General features: G+C 71.8%; 11 protein-coding genes and 1 pseudogene. 7 read left to right on the forward strand and 5 right to left on the reverse strand.

Annotated elements, in window-relative coordinates:
* The first annotated feature begins 25 nt into the window (after positions 1 to 25).
* Entirely contained in the window at positions 26 to 1,294 is a 1,269-nt protein-coding gene (locus AC1VWI_RS18780) for a coenzyme F420-0:L-glutamate ligase (RefSeq protein WP_499516850.1), read from the forward strand.
* 536 nt (positions 1,295 to 1,830) lie between these two features.
* Here AC1VWI_RS18780 and AC1VWI_RS18785 read toward each other — a convergent pair.
* On the reverse strand, positions 1,831 to 2,751 hold the full coding sequence (locus tag AC1VWI_RS18785; RefSeq protein ID WP_499512168.1) for a hypothetical protein: 921 nt from the start codon (positions 2,749 to 2,751) through the stop codon (positions 1,831 to 1,833).
* 588 nt (positions 2,752 to 3,339) lie between these two features.
* Here AC1VWI_RS18785 and AC1VWI_RS18790 point away from each other — a divergent pair.
* Positions 3,340 to 3,672, forward strand: a complete 333-nt coding sequence (locus tag AC1VWI_RS18790; RefSeq protein ID WP_499512169.1) for a hypothetical protein — start codon at positions 3,340 to 3,342, stop codon at positions 3,670 to 3,672.
* Between the two features lie 52 nt (positions 3,673 to 3,724).
* Here the strand turns inward: AC1VWI_RS18790 and AC1VWI_RS18795 are convergent, their stop codons facing one another.
* The 3 genes from AC1VWI_RS18795 to AC1VWI_RS18805 form a co-directional block, all read right to left on the reverse strand.
* Positions 3,725 to 4,702 carry a DNA-3-methyladenine glycosylase family protein gene (locus AC1VWI_RS18795; protein ID WP_499512170.1) on the reverse strand — a complete coding sequence of 326 codons (978 nt, stop codon included), beginning with the start codon at positions 4,700 to 4,702 and terminating at the stop codon, positions 3,725 to 3,727.
* 107 nt (positions 4,703 to 4,809) lie between these two features.
* The gene (gene manB / locus AC1VWI_RS18800; protein WP_499512171.1) at positions 4,810 to 5,892 is read right to left on the reverse strand and encodes a mannose-1-phosphate guanylyltransferase; all 1,083 of its coding nucleotides are present in this window, start codon (positions 5,890 to 5,892) and stop codon (positions 4,810 to 4,812) included.
* A 64-nt stretch (positions 5,893 to 5,956) separates the two neighbouring features.
* Positions 5,957 to 7,486, reverse strand: coding sequence for a peptidoglycan recognition protein family protein (locus tag AC1VWI_RS18805; RefSeq protein WP_499512172.1), 1,530 nt, complete (start codon positions 7,484 to 7,486; stop codon positions 5,957 to 5,959).
* Between the two features lie 116 nt (positions 7,487 to 7,602).
* Here AC1VWI_RS18805 and AC1VWI_RS18810 point away from each other — a divergent pair, with 116 nt between their 5' ends.
* From AC1VWI_RS18810 to AC1VWI_RS18830, 5 genes are all read left to right on the forward strand, one after another.
* Positions 7,603 to 8,355: a TIGR03089 family protein gene (locus AC1VWI_RS18810; protein ID WP_499512173.1), complete on the forward strand. Its 753-nt coding sequence runs from the start codon at positions 7,603 to 7,605 to the stop codon at positions 8,353 to 8,355.
* 129 nt (positions 8,356 to 8,484) lie between these two features.
* Positions 8,485 to 9,720 (forward strand): LCP family protein, encoded by a 1,236-nt coding sequence (locus tag AC1VWI_RS18815; RefSeq protein ID WP_499512174.1) that lies wholly within the window; start codon positions 8,485 to 8,487, stop codon positions 9,718 to 9,720.
* A gap of 120 nt (positions 9,721 to 9,840) precedes the next feature.
* Positions 9,841 to 11,625 (forward strand): LCP family protein, encoded by a 1,785-nt coding sequence (locus AC1VWI_RS18820; protein WP_499512175.1) that lies wholly within the window; start codon positions 9,841 to 9,843, stop codon positions 11,623 to 11,625.
* 54 nt (positions 11,626 to 11,679) lie between these two features.
* The gene (locus AC1VWI_RS18825) at positions 11,680 to 13,353 is read left to right on the forward strand and encodes an LCP family protein (RefSeq protein WP_499512176.1); all 1,674 of its coding nucleotides are present in this window, start codon (positions 11,680 to 11,682) and stop codon (positions 13,351 to 13,353) included.
* Positions 13,354 to 13,558: 205 nt separating this feature from the next.
* The gene (locus AC1VWI_RS18830; RefSeq protein WP_499512177.1) at positions 13,559 to 15,448 is read left to right on the forward strand and encodes an LCP family protein; all 1,890 of its coding nucleotides are present in this window, start codon (positions 13,559 to 13,561) and stop codon (positions 15,446 to 15,448) included.
* Between the two features lie 16 nt (positions 15,449 to 15,464).
* On the opposite strand, the pseudogene AC1VWI_RS18835 reads toward AC1VWI_RS18830, so the two are convergent.
* A pseudogene (locus tag AC1VWI_RS18835) lies at positions 15,465 to 16,508 on the reverse strand (glycosyltransferase family 2 protein); the annotation flags it as partial.
* Positions 16,509 to 16,525: the final 17 nt, after the last annotated feature.

Raw genomic sequence — 16,525 nt, forward strand, 5'->3', positions numbered from 1 at the left:
CTACCGCGTGTGGGCCGTCACGGGCATGCCCGAGGTCGAGCCCGGCGCCGACCTGGCCAAGCTCATCGCGGCGAACACGCCGGAACTGGCCGACGGCGACGTCCTCGTCGTCACCTCGAAGATCGTCAGCAAGGCGGAGGGGCGCGTGGTGCGCGCCACCGACCGCGAGGCCGCGATCGACGCCGAGACGGTGCGGCTCGTCGCACGGCGCGGGCCGACCCGGATCGTGGAGACCCGGCACGGCTTCGTCATGGCCGCGGCCGGCGTGGACGCCTCCAACACGGCCCCCGGCACGGTGCTGCTGCTGCCCGAGGACCCGGACGCCTCCGCCCGCGCCATCCGGGCGGGGCTGCGGGACGCGCTCGGCGTCAACGTCGGCGTGGTCGTCACCGACACCTTCGGGCGGCCCTGGCGCGAGGGCCTGACCGACGTGGCGATCGGCGCGGCCGGACTGCGCGTGCTGGACGACCTGCGGGGCGCCACCGACTCCCACGGCAACGAACTGGCGGTCACGGTCACGGCCCTGGCCGACGAGCTCGCCGCGGCCGGCGACCTGGTGAAGGGCAAGTCCACCGGGGCGCCCGTCGCCCTCGTCCGGGGTCTGGACGGCCTGGTGCTGCCCTCCGAGGAGGACGGCGAAGGCGGCCGCGCCCTCGTCCGGGTCGCCGCCAACGACATGTTCCGGCTGGGCACTTCGGAGGCCGTCCGCGAGGCGGTCTCCCTGCGGCGCACGATCCGCGAGTTCACCGACGAGCCCGTCGACGGGGCGGCCGTACGGCGCGCCGTGGCCCTCGCGGTCACCGCGCCGGCGCCGCACCACACGACGCCGTGGCGCTTCGTGCTGCTGGAGTCGGAACCGGCACGGGTCCGGCTGCTGGACGCCATGCGCGACGCGTGGATCGCGGACCTGCGCCGCGACGGCCGCAGCGAGGAGTCCATCGCCAAGCGGGTGCGCCGCGGCGACGTCCTGCGCAAGGCGCCGTACCTGGTGGTGCCCTGCCTGGTCGCGGACGGGGCGCACGACTACCCGGACCCGCGGCGGTCGGCGGCGGAGCGCGAGATGTTCGTGGTCGCCATGGGCGCGGCCGTGGAGAACTTCCTGGTGGCGCTGGCCGGCGAGCAGTTGGGGTCGGCGTGGGTGTCCTCCACGATGTTCTGCCGCGACGTGGTGCGCAAGGTGCTGGACCTGCCGGAGGACTGGGACCCGATGGGCGCCGTCGCCGTCGGCCGGCCCGCGGCGCCGCCGAAGGAGCGGCCGGGGCGGAGCGCGGAGGCGTTCATCGAGGTGCGGTGACGGGCCGTTCGGCCCGCACGCGCCTCCCGGGCTGCGGGTCGGGGCCGGTCACCGTGGCGAACGCGGTGACCGGTGCGGCTCCGAGGTGGGCCGACAGTCGTCCCTGGTGGCCTTGAGAGCGACCAGACCCGTGATGTCGCGTACCGCGTCGGACGGTTGCGAGTAGTCCCGGATCAGGAGTGTCCAGCCCTGGCGCGTCAGGCGAACCTGAGAGATGCCCTGCGGAAGCGATCGCTCCTCACCGCTCCACCCGTTCTCGTGGAGCCAGTCGAGTGCCGCATCGATCGTCCGGGCGGGCTCCTCCCCGATCGGCTGCGCCATGAGACCGACGACACAGCCGTGGTCCTCGGGCGACACCTAGGCCGCGGCCTTGAGTCCAGCGGATTCCGCCGCACCGCTCACGTCGGCGGCGACACTGTTCGCGTCGGCCGGCCGGGGCGCGCTCGAACCGGCCCCAGGGTCGTCGGCCTGTCGCGTACCGCATCCCATGAGGGACCCCAGCAGCATCACGGCCCCTGCGAGGGCGATCGTCCGTCTCACCGTGCGTCGCGGAAGACGAGACGGACTTTCCTGTCCGAGATGAACGAGGAGGGCGTCCCTGCCGGGAGTACGGCGCGCAGGGACTCGAACACGGCCAGGACTCTGTCGTCCCCGTACTCACGGACGTCCTCGGTGGCTTTGAGGAACAGCGACCCGCCGGCCACCCCACGAACCTGCGCGAAGGTTCCGTCCCTACGGACCGCCTCCGCGCCGCCGAGCAGCTCCGCGACACCCGGCGAGCACACGGTGATCCACGAATAGCCCCGCACATTCCGGTCCAGGACGGGAAACGTCTCGTCCTGGAAGAGGCCGAGTGCCGCTTCCAGGGAGCTCCGGCCGGTGGTGCTGTCCGTGTCGTCGGCGATACAGCCGAAAAGCGCCGTACCCCTTCCGGAATCCGCGTGCCGGATGATGAAGTCGTGCCAGGCGGACTGGGCCTTCTCGAATTCCTCGCTCGACCTGTCCACCGTCAGGGCCACCCACTCGGGTGCTTCGTAGTCCCGCCTGGCGCCGATGGTGATCCAGGTGCTGCCGGGATAACCGTCAGGACCGAGGACGGCCAGTCTCAGCTCCGCCTCGAGCGGCACGGACTCCAGATCCCGCAGGAATTTCTCCCAATTCTTCGGGGAAAAGATCCGTCCGGAACGCTTGCGGCCGCTTTTCAGAACTCGCGCGATCCAGAGCGATCCCCACAATTCTCCGGGTCGGCCGTAGGGGGCGCCCGCCGTCGTCAGCGCGGATTCCCGGTCCGTCAGGTCCAGCGCGCCGACGAAGGGGTCCATGGCGCTTCCGGCCAACTCTCGGACCGCGTCGGCGAACCAAGGCTCGACCAGTTCCCGGAGGGCGGTGCCGCCCTCCGGGAGCGCGAAGTCGAGTTCTGCCCGGACACTGGAATTCACTCGAAATCCCTCAGCCATGCGCGGAATATAACACAGGCTCAGAACACGGGTGACAGGGGCGGGACGAAGATCGGACCGCCACCGGATTCCAGAGTAAGCGGATTTTGCGACCAGTCATGGTTCTCGATGTTTTCATGCCACCAGTCCTGGAATCCGTGCCACGCCCTCTTGCAGGAGGGCTCATTCACCTTTTCGGGCACCGGATGGGGTATCGGTTTCCAGTCGTCCTTCGGGTCCTTCGCCTTCCGGTGGGTGTACACCTCGATACCGGCGTCCGGCGTCGAGGAAGAAACCGTGATCAGTTCCTTGACGTTTCTCGACCAGTGGCCTGAAGAACGGCACCACCTACTCCTGGCGGGCCAAGTCGCTGGACAAGCAGGCACCACCTCGGCCTACACCCCCACCTCGACACCGTGCCGGTTCGTCTTCGACAGCGCCCGGCCCACCCCGCCCACCGTGACGCGACGCAGTTCCCGGACGCCGACGCGAGCGACGACGGCTTCAACTCGGCCTTGTACACCGGATCGGTCACGTGCGCCAAAGGGGCGCCGACATCGACGCCGACGACCTGGTCGAGCGCGAAGCCGCCGCTGGCCGGCCCCCAACGTGCTGTACGTCCGGGCCGGCGACGGCGACGGATTCCCCGACCTGATGGTCGTGGACGCCAACGGCAACCTGCGCTCGAACGCACCGGCTCCAGCCACCATCACCCAGATCGTCTCCGCCGGGGACGCCACGGGGGACGGCAAGACCGACCTGGTCTACCGGACGGACGTCAGTGCCCGGCTCCTGCTGCGCACCGGCATCAAGGACCCGACGACGGGCGGGGTGAAGCTCGACTCACTGGCCGCGGCGGTGAACTCGGAAGGCGGCGCCGGCACCGTCGTCATCACCAACACCGACGGGGTGGGCTGGAAGACCAAGATGACCATGGGCTGACCCGTCGGCCGGCCCACGGCCTCCCCTGCCCTCTGACCCGTGTCCGCGCGGGTCAGAGGGCCACGATGTTCCCCGGGGCCATGCGCGGGGCGCGGCGTGGGGGGCGGCGGCCGGTGAGGAGGATGATGCGGGCGGCGCGGTGGCGCTGGCCGGCGTAGGGCTCGAGGAGTTCGAGCATGGTGGCGTCGTCGCAGCGGTGGGCGCCGGTGAGGGCGTAGCCGACGGTGTGCGGCAGGTGGAGGTCGCCGACCGTGATCGCGTCGGGGTCGCCGTTGCTGCGCTGCAGGGTCTCGGCCGCGGTCCAGGGGCCGATGCCGGGAACGGCCTGGAGGCGGGCGAGGGCGTCGGCGGGGGCGAGGGTGGTGGCCTGCTCCATGCGGGCGGCGGCGCGGGCGGCCCGGACCGCGGCGGCGGAGCGCTTGCCGTCGACGTTGGCGCGGTGCCACTCCCAGGAGGGGATCATGGCCCAGCCGCGGGCGTCGGGCATCACGCGCATGCGCAGTTCCTCGCCGGGGCCGGGGGCGGGCTCGCCGAAACGCCACAGCAGGACCCGCCAGGAGCGGTAGGCCTCGTCGGAGGTGACCTTCTGCTCGAGGATCGCGGGGATGAGGGACTCCAGCACCAGGCCCGTACGGGTCAGCCGCAGCCCGGGGTTGCGGCGGTGGGCCTCGTGGACGACGCGGTGCCGGGCGGTGAAGGCGGCGGGGTCGTCGGCGTCGCCGAGCAGGCCGGGGAGGCGGTCCAGGAGCCACTCGGCGCCGGGGCCCCAGGCCTCGGCCTCGACCTCGCCGCCGGAGGGGCGGGCGATGCGCAGGGTGCCGGGGCCCTCGGGGGTGCGCGAGGCCCGGTAGACCGCGCGGTCGGCGCCGACGCGGAACGCGGGGTCGCCGGGGCCGCGGCGCAGGGGGCCGAGCGTGAGGCCGAGGTCCAGGGGGCCGCGGGGGGTCCAGCGGCGGGTGCGGCCGGGTGTGCGGGGGCCGGGGACGCGGCCGGTCGCGGCGCGGAGGAGTCGGCTCTGCTCGGGGTGCACCCTCCGAGGGTACGGCGTGGGCCGTCCGGCTTCCGGGTTTCCGGCCGGTGGGCGGGGTACGCCCGCCGGCCGGGGTCCTGGGCGGCCGGCGGCCGGCGGCCGGTCGCCTACTGGTCGGAGGAGAAGCGGACCGCGCCGTCCGGGATGACCGCGCCGCACCAGATGCGCACCCCGTGCCGCAGTTCGTTGTCGGCGCCGACGTGCGCGAGGTCGCCGATGACGGAGCCGTGGACGACGGTGCGCTCGCCGATGACCGCCCCCGCGCCGATGAGGGAGTCGACGACGGTCGCGCCGGGGTGGACGACGGCGCCCGCCAGGACCAGGCTGCCCTCGACGACCGCTCCGGAGCCGATGACGGCGCCCGCGGACACGGCGGTGCCGCCGGTGAGCTTGGCGTCGTCGGCGACCCGGGCGCCCTCCAGGACGAGGCGTTCCCCGCAGCGGCCGGGGACGGCCGGGGAGGGCGCGTGGCCGAGGACGAGGTCGGCGGAGCCGCGGAGGAAGGCCTGCGGGGTGCCGAGGTCGAGCCAGTAGGTGGAGTCGACCATGCCCTGCAGGTGGGCGCCGTCGGCCAGCAGGCCGGGGAAGGTCTCGCGCTCGACGGAGACCGCGCGGCCGGTGGGGATGGAGTCGATGACGGAGCGGTCGAAGACGTAGGCGCCCGCGTTGATCTGGTCGGTGACGATCTCCTCGGGCGTCTCCGGCTTCTCCAGGAACGCGGTGACGCGGCCGGTGGGGTCGGTCGGCACGAGCCCGAAGGCACGCGGGTCCTCGACCCGGGTCAGGTGGAGGGAGACGTCGGCGCCGGAGTCGCGGTGGGTGGCGACCAGGCCGGCGATGTCGAGGCCGGTGAGGATGTCCCCGTTGAAGACGAGGACCGGGTCGCCGGGGGCGCAGTCCAGGCGGTCGGCGACGTTGCGGATGGCCCCGCCGGTGCCGAGCGGCTCGTCCTCGGTGACGTACTCCAGGCGCAGCCCGAGGGCGGACCCGTCGCCGAAGTGCGGCTCGAAGACCTCGGCGAGGTAGGAGGTCGCCAGGACGATGTGCTCGACACCCGCCGCGCGCGCCCGGGCCAGCTGGTGCGTGAGGAACGGGACGCCGGCCGCGGGGACCATCGGCTTGGGCGTGTGCACCGTCAGGGGGCGCAGTCTGGTGCCCTTGCCACCGACCAAGAGGATCGCTTCAGTCACCTGTGTTTGTCTCCGCTTCCTGGCGGGCCGAACGCGTGAGCGGCCAATCCTATGCAGGGTGCGATCAGCGGCCCTGGAGCCCCGCCGCGGTGCGGCGGATGATGCCGAGATCGTCGTACAACTCCGTTCCTGGGCATTGCGTGGCGAATCCGTCCCGGTGGCCCGAGATGACGTTCATGCGGACCCGCGTACCCTTCGGGTACTTGTTGCTCCCTCCGGACACCAGGTATGTCATGCCCTCCGGATCACGGCCGTAAATTCCGAGTTTCCACGCGGCGAGCCGGGCGACGGCCGTCAGGGCCTCACGGGTGGGCTGCTCCTCGGAGTAGTCGCCGAGCACGGCGATGCCCATGGTGTGCTCGTTGAAACCGAGGGTGTGCGCGCCGAAGACGGCCTTGGAGACGCCGCCGCTGCGGCCTTCGTAGATGTTTCCGCACTTGTCGACGAGGAAGTTGTAGCCGATGTCGCGCCAGCCGCTGCTCTTGACGTGGTAGCGGTAGATACCGCGGATGACCGAGGGGGAGTCGGAGCACTCGTAGTCGTTGCCGGTGGCGGTGTGGTGGACGAAGATCGCGCTGACGTCGTCGGTGAACTCCGATTCCTCGCTGCGCAGTTGCTCGTCGGCGCCCCAGCCGAACCGGGTGACGATGCGGGGGCGCGCGCCGGTGAAGCGCTGCCCGGTGAGGGTCTCGGTCTGGGACCGGCTGAGCGCGGGGACGAAGGGGGACTCGACCGGGGTGCCGGAGGTGTCGCTCGGGTCCGCGGCGGTGTCGGTGGTGGTGCCGTCCTGCGGGTGGCGGCCGCCGAGCGGGTCACCGCCCTCGCTGGGCCCGACGCCTTCGAGCGGGTCGCCCGCATCGCTGGGGCCGACGCCGTCGAAGGGGTCGCCGCCGTCGTAGGGGCCGCCCGTGGTGCCACCGCCGTCCGGACCGCCGCCGTCCGGACCGCCGCCCCCCGGACCGGCGGGCCCGGGGTCCAGCGCGGCGTCGGGGTCGAGGTAGCTGCCGCCCAGGTCGTCGCCGGGGCCGTCGCCGGACCCGTCACCCGGTTCGTCCCCGGGGTCGACCATCTCCAGTCGCAGTCCCCTGGGCAGGCCGGGCCGCACTCCGCGCCTGCCGGTGGGGGCCTCGGGCACGACCCGCACCTCGACCCCGTCGGAACGGCCGACCCACAGCGGGGCGGTCGCGCCGCGCACCGCGGAGGCCGAGCCTTCGGGCGAGCCGGCGTCGGGGGCGTCGTCGTTGTGCGCCTCGACGGTGCGCCAGCCGGACCAGATGCCGGTGCCGGTGGCGCGGGTCCGGACCTGGACGGTGCCCCGTAGGTCGGTGCCGACGTCGTCCCAGGTGATGCCGATCAGGGAGAACGGCCGCACGGCACGGGCGGGCAGCCCTTGGGCGAGCGGGGTGCCGATGGCACGGCCGGAGGTGGCGAGCGGGGCCAGCGGCAGGGTGTGGGTGTCGCCGGGGGGCGTGCCGGGGGCGGCCGCCCGCACCGGCGCGTGGATGGTGGCGGTGGCACCGGAGGGGAAGGCGAGCGGCAGGGCGAGGGCAGCCATGCACGCCGCGGAGATCGACGTCGCAAGAAGTGCACGCATGGGAAGAACAGTTACATAAGGCCCCAGAACGCGCAGCCGGGATCTGACGGGCCGTCCTGTTCTGCCGGCCCATCAGAGGCACCCGGGACGCCCCCGCCTGACGTAGCCTGGGCCGCGTGACATCGACTGCCCGTACACCCGCCGACCTGCTGCGTTCCGCGCTCGCGGCGGACCCCGCCCGGCCCCTGGTCACCTTCTACGACGACGCCACCGGCGAACGCGTCGAACTGTCGGTGGCCACCTTCGGCAACTGGGTGGCCAAGACCGCCAACCTCATCCAGGACGAACTGGGCGCCCAGCCGGGTGACCGTGCGGCACTGCTGCTGCCGGCGCACTGGCAGACCGCGGTATGGGTGCTCGCCTGCTTCTCCACCGGCGTGGTCGTGGTGCCGGGCGGCGACCCGGGCGAGGCCGACCTCGTGGTCTCCGGCCCGGACACCCTGGAGGAGGCCCGCGCCTGCTCCGGCGAGCGGGTCGCGCTGGCGCTGCGCCCACTGGGCGGCCGCTTCCCGCAGCCGCCGGAGGGCTTCCTCGACTACGCGGTCGAGGTCCCCTCCCAGGGCGACCGCTTCGTCCCGTACGCGCCGGTGGGCGCGGACGCGCCCGCGCTGCAGCTGCCGGGCGGGGAGGAGCTCACCGGCGCGCAGGTGGTCGAACGGGCCCGCGCGTCCGCCGCGGCCCTGGGACTGACGGCCGGGGCGCGGCTGCTCTCGGGCCGGCCGTACGACGACTGGGACGGTCTGGCCGCCGGGCTGCTGGCACCGCTGGCGGCGGACGCCTCCGTGGTGCTCTGCCGCAACCTGGACCGGCTTCCCCCCGCCGACCTGGACAAACGCCGGGAGAGCGAGCGGGTGACCCACACGGCCTGACCGCGCACCGGCCCACCGTTCCTGAAGACCTCGGACGGAACTGAACAACTCCGCACAACCGAGTACGGGTTTGGACGGTCTCTATAGGTGACCTGATCATCAGCAGCACCTGTAAGGACGGGCCCGGACGTGACCACGCCAGCCGATTCGCCGGAAGCCGAGGACACCCCTCCCGCCGACACCCCTCCCGCCGACACCGCGCCGAGGAAGCGCCGCCGCACCTGGCTGCGCGTCCTCGCCGTCGTCGTCTCCCTGGTGCTGCTGGCGGGGGCCGGGATCTCCTGGTACCTGTACAAGCAGCTCGACGGGAACATCCACACGGACACGGACACCGCCCACGAGCTGATGCGGGTGCAGTCCGAGCGGCCCAAGGTGCTGCCCGAGGCGACCACCGCCGAGAACATCCTGCTCCTGGGTTCGGACAACCGTGGCGACGGAAACGGCAAGTACGGCCAGGACACCGGCACCCAGCGGTCGGACACGGCGATACTGCTGCACCTGGCCGCGGACCGGAAGAGCGCGACGGCGGTCAGCCTGCCGCGCGACCTCATGGTCGACATCCCCTCCTGCCGGCGGTCCGACGGCAGCATGACCAACCCCCAGTTCGCCCAGTTCAACTGGGCGTTCGAGTTCGGTGGCGCCGCCTGCACGATCCGTACGGTGGAGAAGCTCACCGGGATCCGCGTCGACCACCACCTCGTGGTGGACTTCAACGGCTTCAAGAAGATGGTCGACGCGGTCGACGGCGTCGAGGTCTGCGTCCCGCACGCCGTGCACGACCAGGACGCGCACCTGGACCTGGAGGCCGGCCGCCAGGAGCTGCACGGCGAGCAGGCACTCGGCTACGTCCGGGCCCGCAAGGGCATCGGCGACGGCAGCGACACCCAGCGCATGGACCGCCAGCAGCAGTTCCTCGCCTCCCTGGTGCAGAAGGTCGACTCCACGGGCGTGTTGCTCAACCCCGCCAAGCTCTACCCGCTGCTGGACGCCGCGACCTCCTCGCTCACCGCGGACGAGGGCCTCGACTCGCTGGCCGAGCTGTACGAGCTGGCGCAGAGCCTGCGCAAGACGCCCACGGACCAGGTGCGTTTCCTGACCGTGCCGCGGCGTCCGTACACGGCGGACCCCAACCGTGACGAACTGGTGCAACCCGCCGCGGACGAACTGTTCACGACCCTGCGCGAGGACGGGCAGGTGACCGTCGAGGGCGACGAGGGCACCGGCTCCGGCTCCGCCCGCCCGACGGCCGGCGGAACCTCCACCGCCTCTCCCGCATCTCCCACACCGTCGGGGTCGGCGAGCGCCTCCCCCTCGTACCGCGGCACCACCGCCGACCGCGACGTGTGCGGCGGCAGTGGGGATTGAACAGTTTGTCCAGGTGTAGGAGAGCGGAATTTGTCAGCGACGGGCGTACACGCTGAACTGTGGGGTTAGTGTGAGCGATCCGGCCTGTTGCAGCGGCCGAGACGGAGGACTCGATCGACCGTGGACACGCAAGGCCGTAGGCAGCACGTCGACCCGGCGGATCAGTGGGTTTTCGATCCCGAGACGGGCAGCTACCAGTTGCGGCTGGACCCCCCGCAGCAGCCGGAGCCCGGCGTCCCCGCGCAGGGGACGGGCCGGCGGACGCAGCGCGTCCAGCCGCAGGGCGGAAGCCGCGCACGGCAGGGCCGTTCCGGCGCCGAGGGCGAGGGCCGCGCCACGACGGGCGGCCGCTCCCCCGAGGGCGGCCGCGCGGCGGGCACCGGCAGGGCGGCGGGCGGCAGCCGGGCAGGCGGCACCAGGGGCGAGGGCGGCGGCCGGGCGGCCGCGCGCACCAGCCGGCGCCGGCCCAAGTCCCGGAAGTCCACCAAGAAGCGCGCCCTGATCTGGACCGCCGGCACGCTCGGGGTCGTGGTCATCGCGGCGTGCGTGGGCGTCTACGCGCTGTACCAGCAGCTCAACGGCAACATCCACACGATCGACCCGGGCATCGGCTCCAAGAACGCCACGTCCACCGGACCGGTCAACATCCTGGTCATCGGCACCGACAGCCGGCAGGGCCTGAAGGGCAAGTACGGCGACGCGGCCAACGTCGGCCACGCCGACACCACGATCCTCTTCCACGTCTCCAAGGACCGCTCCAACGCGACGGCGCTGAGCATCCCCCGGGACATCATCACGGACATCCCGGACTGCCCGACGAAGCAGTCCGACGGCTCCACGAAGATCATCCCGGGTGAGAGCGACGTCCGCTTCAACACCAGCCTGGGCCAGTACGGCCGCGACCCGGGCTGCACGATGCGCACCGTCAAGGCGTTGACGGGCATCACCCCGGACCACTTCATGATGGCCAACTTCGACGCGGTGAAGGACCTGTCGACGGCGGTCGGGGGCGTCGAGGTGTGCCTGGCCAAGGACATCGACGACCCGGACTCGCACCTGAAGCTGGACAAGGGCCGGCACATCGTCGCGGGCGAGCAGGCGCTGGCCTTCGTCCGCACCCGGCACAGCGTCGGCTTCGGCGGCGACCTCAGCCGCATCCAGCTGCAGCAGCAGTTCCTCAGCTCGATGATGCGCACGATGAAGTCGGGCGACACGCTGACCAGTCCGACGAAGCTGCTCAAGCTGGCGAACACGGCGACGAAGGCGCTCACCGTCGACACCGGCATCGGCAGCGTGCCCAAGCTCAGCCAACTCGCCAAGGACCTGAGCCGGGTCGACACCAAGAACATCACCTTCGCGACCGTGCCGGTGATAGACAACCCGGCCGAGAAGGTGCACGCCACGGTGGTGCTGGACGAGACCAAGGCGCCGCAGCTGTTCACCATGGTGCGCAACGACGTCTCGCTCACCGAGGTGAAGAAGAAGCAGAAGGCCTCCGATGCGGCCAAGCTCAAGGGCCCCAAGGCCGACGCGATCAACGTGCGGGTCGAGGTGCTGAACGGCAGCGGGGTCTTCGGCGCCGCCCAGGACACCGTCAACTGGCTGCAGAACGAGGAGGGCGTCACCCGCTCCACCAACGGCGGCAACGCGCCCACCGAACTGCAGAAGACCACGCTGGAGTACGCCCCCAACCAGGCCGACCAGGCACGCAGGCTGGCCGACATGATGGGGCTGCCGGCCTCCGCGCTCAAGCAGGGCACCGAGGACGCCGCCCCGCGCGCCAACATGACGCTCACCCTCGGCAAGGACTTCACGCAGGCGGGCACGCCGATCGCCCCGCCGACGAAGGCGCCCGAGGGCATCCAGAAGGTCGAGGCGGACGACAAGAGCGTGTGCGCCAAGTAGCCGCCCGGCAAGGGCACCAGGGTCGACAGGGGTATCAGGGGTGGGAACCGGACGATGACGGACAGTCGTGTGCGCGATCTCGGCTGGGACGACAGCCTCTACGACGACCACCCGCGGGACGGGGCGCCGCAGCGGGGCACGGACGCGGCGCGGGCCCCGCACACGGACCCGGGACGCGGCGGCGGACAGCCGGGCGGAAGGCCGGGCGGAGAGCCGGGCGCACGGCCGCCGCAGCGCCGCAGACGCCGGGTCGTCCGGTGGATCGCGGTCACCCTCGCGGTGCTCATACTCGGGACGGCGGGGGCCGGTTACGCGTACTACGAGCACCTCAGCCACAACCTCCGCAAGGGGAAGCGCAACAGCGGCGACAGCGACGTGGCCAAGGCGCCGACGAACGCGCTGAACATCCTGCTGCTGGGCGCCGACGGCCGTAACTCCGCGGAGAACCTCAAGCTCGGCGGCGCCAGGTACACCAAGGACGAACCGCCCCGCGCGGACGTGATCATGCTGCTGCACGTCTCCGCCGACCGCAGCAACATGTCCGTGGTGAGCATCCCGCGCGACACCCGGGTGCCGATCCCGAAGTGCACCGACCCGAAGACGGGCAAGAAGTTCGCCGCCACCACGCACGCGATCATCAACGAGAGCCTGGCGCGCGGCGGCCCCGGCTGCACGCTCGCCACCGTGCAAAACCTCACCAAGGTCTACATCGACCACTGGATGATGATCGACTTCGCGGGCGTGGTGAAGATGGCCGACGCGGTCGGCGGCGTCGAGGTCTGCGTGAAGCAGCCGGTGTGGGACCACCCGACCCCGCAGCAGCCGGGCGGCTCCGGGCTGAAGCTGAAGGCGGGCACGCAGAAGATCACCGGCAAGAAGGCCCTGCAGTGGCTGCGCACCCGGCACGCCTTCGAGAGCGACCTCGGGCGCGCCAAGGCGCAGCACATGTACATGAACTCGATGGTGCGGGAGCTGCGCTCGCAGAACGTCTTCACCGACGGCGGGCGGCTGCGCGGCCTCGCCGAGGCCGCCACCAACGCGCTGCAGGTGTCGGAGGAGATCGGCACCCCGAAGAAGCTCTTCGACCTCGGCATGCAGCTCAAGAGCGTCCCGTCGAACCGGATCACGATGCTGACCATGCCGCCGGTCACGGACACCGAGAACGACCAGCACTACATGCCGGACCCGGTGGCCGCCCCCAAGGTGTGGTCGCGGCTCGTCCACGACCTCCCCTTCGACGACAAGGGGAAGAAGAAGGCGAAGAACGAGCCCACCGGACCGGCGGCGCGGCCCGCCGCGGACATCCCGGTCTCGGTCGTCAACGGCACCGCGGGCGACGCCACGGGCACTCCCGTGAACGGCAGGGCGCGCGCCCTGGCCACGGCGCTGGCCCAAGGCGGGTTCGGGAAGGCGGCTGCGGCCACCGCACCGCAGCCGTCGGCGGCCACCGTGATCGAGTACCCGGCCGCCGAGGGCGCGCAGGGCCGCTCGGACGCGCTCGCCGTGGCGAAGGTGTTCAAGCTCCCCGCCGGTGTTGTGAAGGAATCCTCACATGTCGCCTCCGTCACACTCGTCGTGGGCGCGGACTGGCAGGAGGGGACGGCCTTCCAGGGTGCCTCCGACGACGACGGATCGCTGCCCACGAGCGCCGGGGCCCTGAACGGAGCGAATGATTCAGCCTGCATGGACGTGTACAGGCCATATCGCTGGGATCCCGGTTTGGGGTAATGCGCACGATCGTTTTACACAGGCGATAAGAAGCGAATGCCTTGACCCCGTCGCGGTTTATGTATCGTGACCTCCAACCATCCGCGAGCAGGGCTGTTCCGGTTCCACAGGACCTTGACAGTCGCACAGCTGAGAATCACCCACGATCCGCGCGCTGCGGCGCAACCGGTGACCGTAGTGACCAGCGCGTCATGGGAGGGCACACATGCGCCACGGCAGCATCCCTGGAGGGCGGAACGCCCCCTACGATCCTCACGAACCCGGATGGGACGACTCTCCGTACGGAAACGGTCACGGGCAGCCGTACATCCCGCAGCAGCCCACCCCGCACCCGACGGTCCCGCAGCAGCCCCAGCGCGGCGGCTACCGCCCGGAGGAGCCGCAGCGCGGCGGGTACCCGCCCCAGGAGCCGTACGCGCCCTACCAGCCGGCGGACTACGACGCCACGGGCTACGACACCGGGGGCTACGGCGACGACGGCCACCGGGCCGACTACGACGCCTACGAGGACGACGGGGGCAACAGGGCGTCCACCGGCACCCTGACCGCGACGCAGGGCGACGGGGCGAACGACGACCACGACGGCGGCGGCCGCCGCGGCAACCGCCGCCGCAAGAAGGGCAAGAGGCGCGCCCTGCGCTGGGTGGCGATCGTCACGTCGGTGGCGATACTCGGCTCGGCCGGCGCCGCCTACGCGTACTACCAGCACCTCAACGCGAACATCAAGAAGGACGCGCTGAACCTCGGCGACAGCCAGGCCGCCAAGAGCAAGGCCAACGCCGCCGGCCAGACCCCGCTGAACATCCTGCTGCTGGGCTCCGACAGCCGTGCGTCCAAGGCGAACCAGAAGCTCGGCGGCGCCAAGGCCGACGCCGACCGCAAGCCGCTGGCCGACGTCCAGATGCTGCTGCACGTCTCCGCGGACCGCAGCAACATGACCGTGGTCAGCATCCCGCGCGACACCCGGGTCACCATCCCCAAGTGCACCGACCCGGACGACGGGCAGGTCTACCCCGAGACCACCTCGGAGACGATCAACACGAGCCTCCAGCACGGCGGCCCCGGCTGCACCGTGGCCACCTGGGAGAAGCTCACCGACATATCCATCGACCACTTCATGATGATCGACTTCGCCGGCGTGGTGTCCATGGCCGACGCGGTCGGCGGCGTCCCGGTCTGCGTCAAGGGGAACGTCTGGGACCGCAAGTCCGGGCTCAAGCTCACCAAGGGCGACCACATCATCAAGGGCAAGCAGGCCCTGCAGTGGCTCCGCACCCGGCACGGCTTCGAGGACGGCAGCGACATCGGCCGCACCCACGCGCAGCACATGTACATGAACGCGATGGTGCGCCAGCTGAAGTCCAGCGCGAAGCTCAACGACCCGGGCAAGCTGACGGGCCTGGCGGAGGCCGCCACCAAGGCGCTGACCGTCGACACCGGCCTCGGCACGGTCAAGAAGCTCTACGACCTGGGCAACGACCTCAAGGGCGTTCCCACCGACCGCATCACCATGACGACGATGCCCTGGGGCGCCGACCCGCAGAACCCGACCGCGCACGTCGTGCCGACCTCCGCGGCGACCAAGCTCTTCACGCTGCTCCGCAACGACCAGGCCGTGGACGGCAAGGCCTCGAAGAAGAAAAAGAAGACCGGCACGGCCACGGCCACCGCGAAGGCCTCGCCCAAGGGCGAGATCGCGGTGACGGTCCAGAACGGCACCGGCAGCACCTCGGTGCCCGCCACCCCCGGCCGGGCGAGCACGGTCACGGAGAAGCTGAAGACCCTGGGCTTCACCCAGGCCGAGTCCGACTCCACGCCGCAGTCGCAGTCCGGCAGCACGATCACCTACGCGAGCGACGACGACCAGGCCGACGCCCTGGCCGTGGCGAAGGCGCTGAAGCTGCCCACCGGCGCGGTGAAGAAGTCCTCGTCCGCCGAGGGCATCACGCTGGTGATCGGCGCCGACTGGACCGCCGGGTCGACCTACCCGGCGGCCAGCAGCACCGACACCAAGGAAGTGCTGGACAGCGCGAGCGCGCTCAACGCCTCCGACGACTCGGCGTGCATGAAGGTGAACTCCTACTACAGCTGGTAGGGGTCCACCCGCCGCATCACGCGTCGGCCGCCGCCCGCACCGCCGGGCGGCGGCTGGCGATGACCCGCCGGGCGAGCGAGCGCGGGCTGGTCAGGAAGCCGTAGCCCCACGCCATGTGCATCGTGGCGAGCGCCACCGGGATCTGCAGCCGCGCACCGGCGGACAGGCCCTTGCCGGCCGGGAGCGAGCCCAGCGCGATGGCCGCGAGGTAGCCGCCGGGGACGACGAAGCCGAGCGGGGTGACCGCGGCGCCGACCACCACACCCGCCGCGATGGCCACGACGGCGGCCGGGGCGGCCAGGTAGCGCAGGTTGACCGAGCCCTGGTGGTAACGGGTGACCACGCGGCGCCAGCGCCCGTAGTCCTTGTACTGCTTGGCCAGCGCGCGCACGCTGGGCCGCGGGCGGTACGAGACGCGCAGCTCGGGCGAGAACCAGATCAGGCCGCCGGCCTCGCGGATGCGGTAGTTCAGCTCCCAGTCCTGGGCGCGGATGAACTCCTCGTTGTAGCCGCCCTGCTGCTCCAGCACCTCACGGCGGAAGACCCCGAGGTAGACGGTGTCGGCGGGGGCGGCGGCGCCGCCGGTGTGGAAGGCCGCGTTGCCGACGCCGATCTTCGAGGTCATGGCGGCGGCGACGGCACGCTCCCAGTCGTTCTCGCCCTCGGCGTGCATGATGCCGCCGACGTTGGCGGCGCCGGTCTCCTCCAGCAGCCGCACCGCGGTCTCGATGTAGTCGGGCGAGAGCATGCCGTGGCCGTCGACCCGCACCACGACCGGGTGCCGGGAGGCCTTGATGGCGGCGTTCAGGGCGGCGGGGGTGCGGCCGGTGGGATTGGGCACCGTGTGGACGCGGGGGTCCTCCCGCACCAGCTCCGCCGCGATCTCGTCCGTGCGGTCGGTGGAGGGGCCGAGGGCGATGACGACCTCGAGCTCGCCCGCGTAGTCCTGTTCGAGGATGTGGCGGACGGAGTTGCGCAGGTGCCGCTCCTCGTCGAGCACCGGCATGATCACGGAGACGGCGGGCAGCACGTGGGGGGTCGCAGCGTTCACAGCCGGACACGTTACCGCGAACGGAT

The sequence above is a fragment of the Streptomyces sp. TOM-9 genome (genome assembly GCF_056858595.1).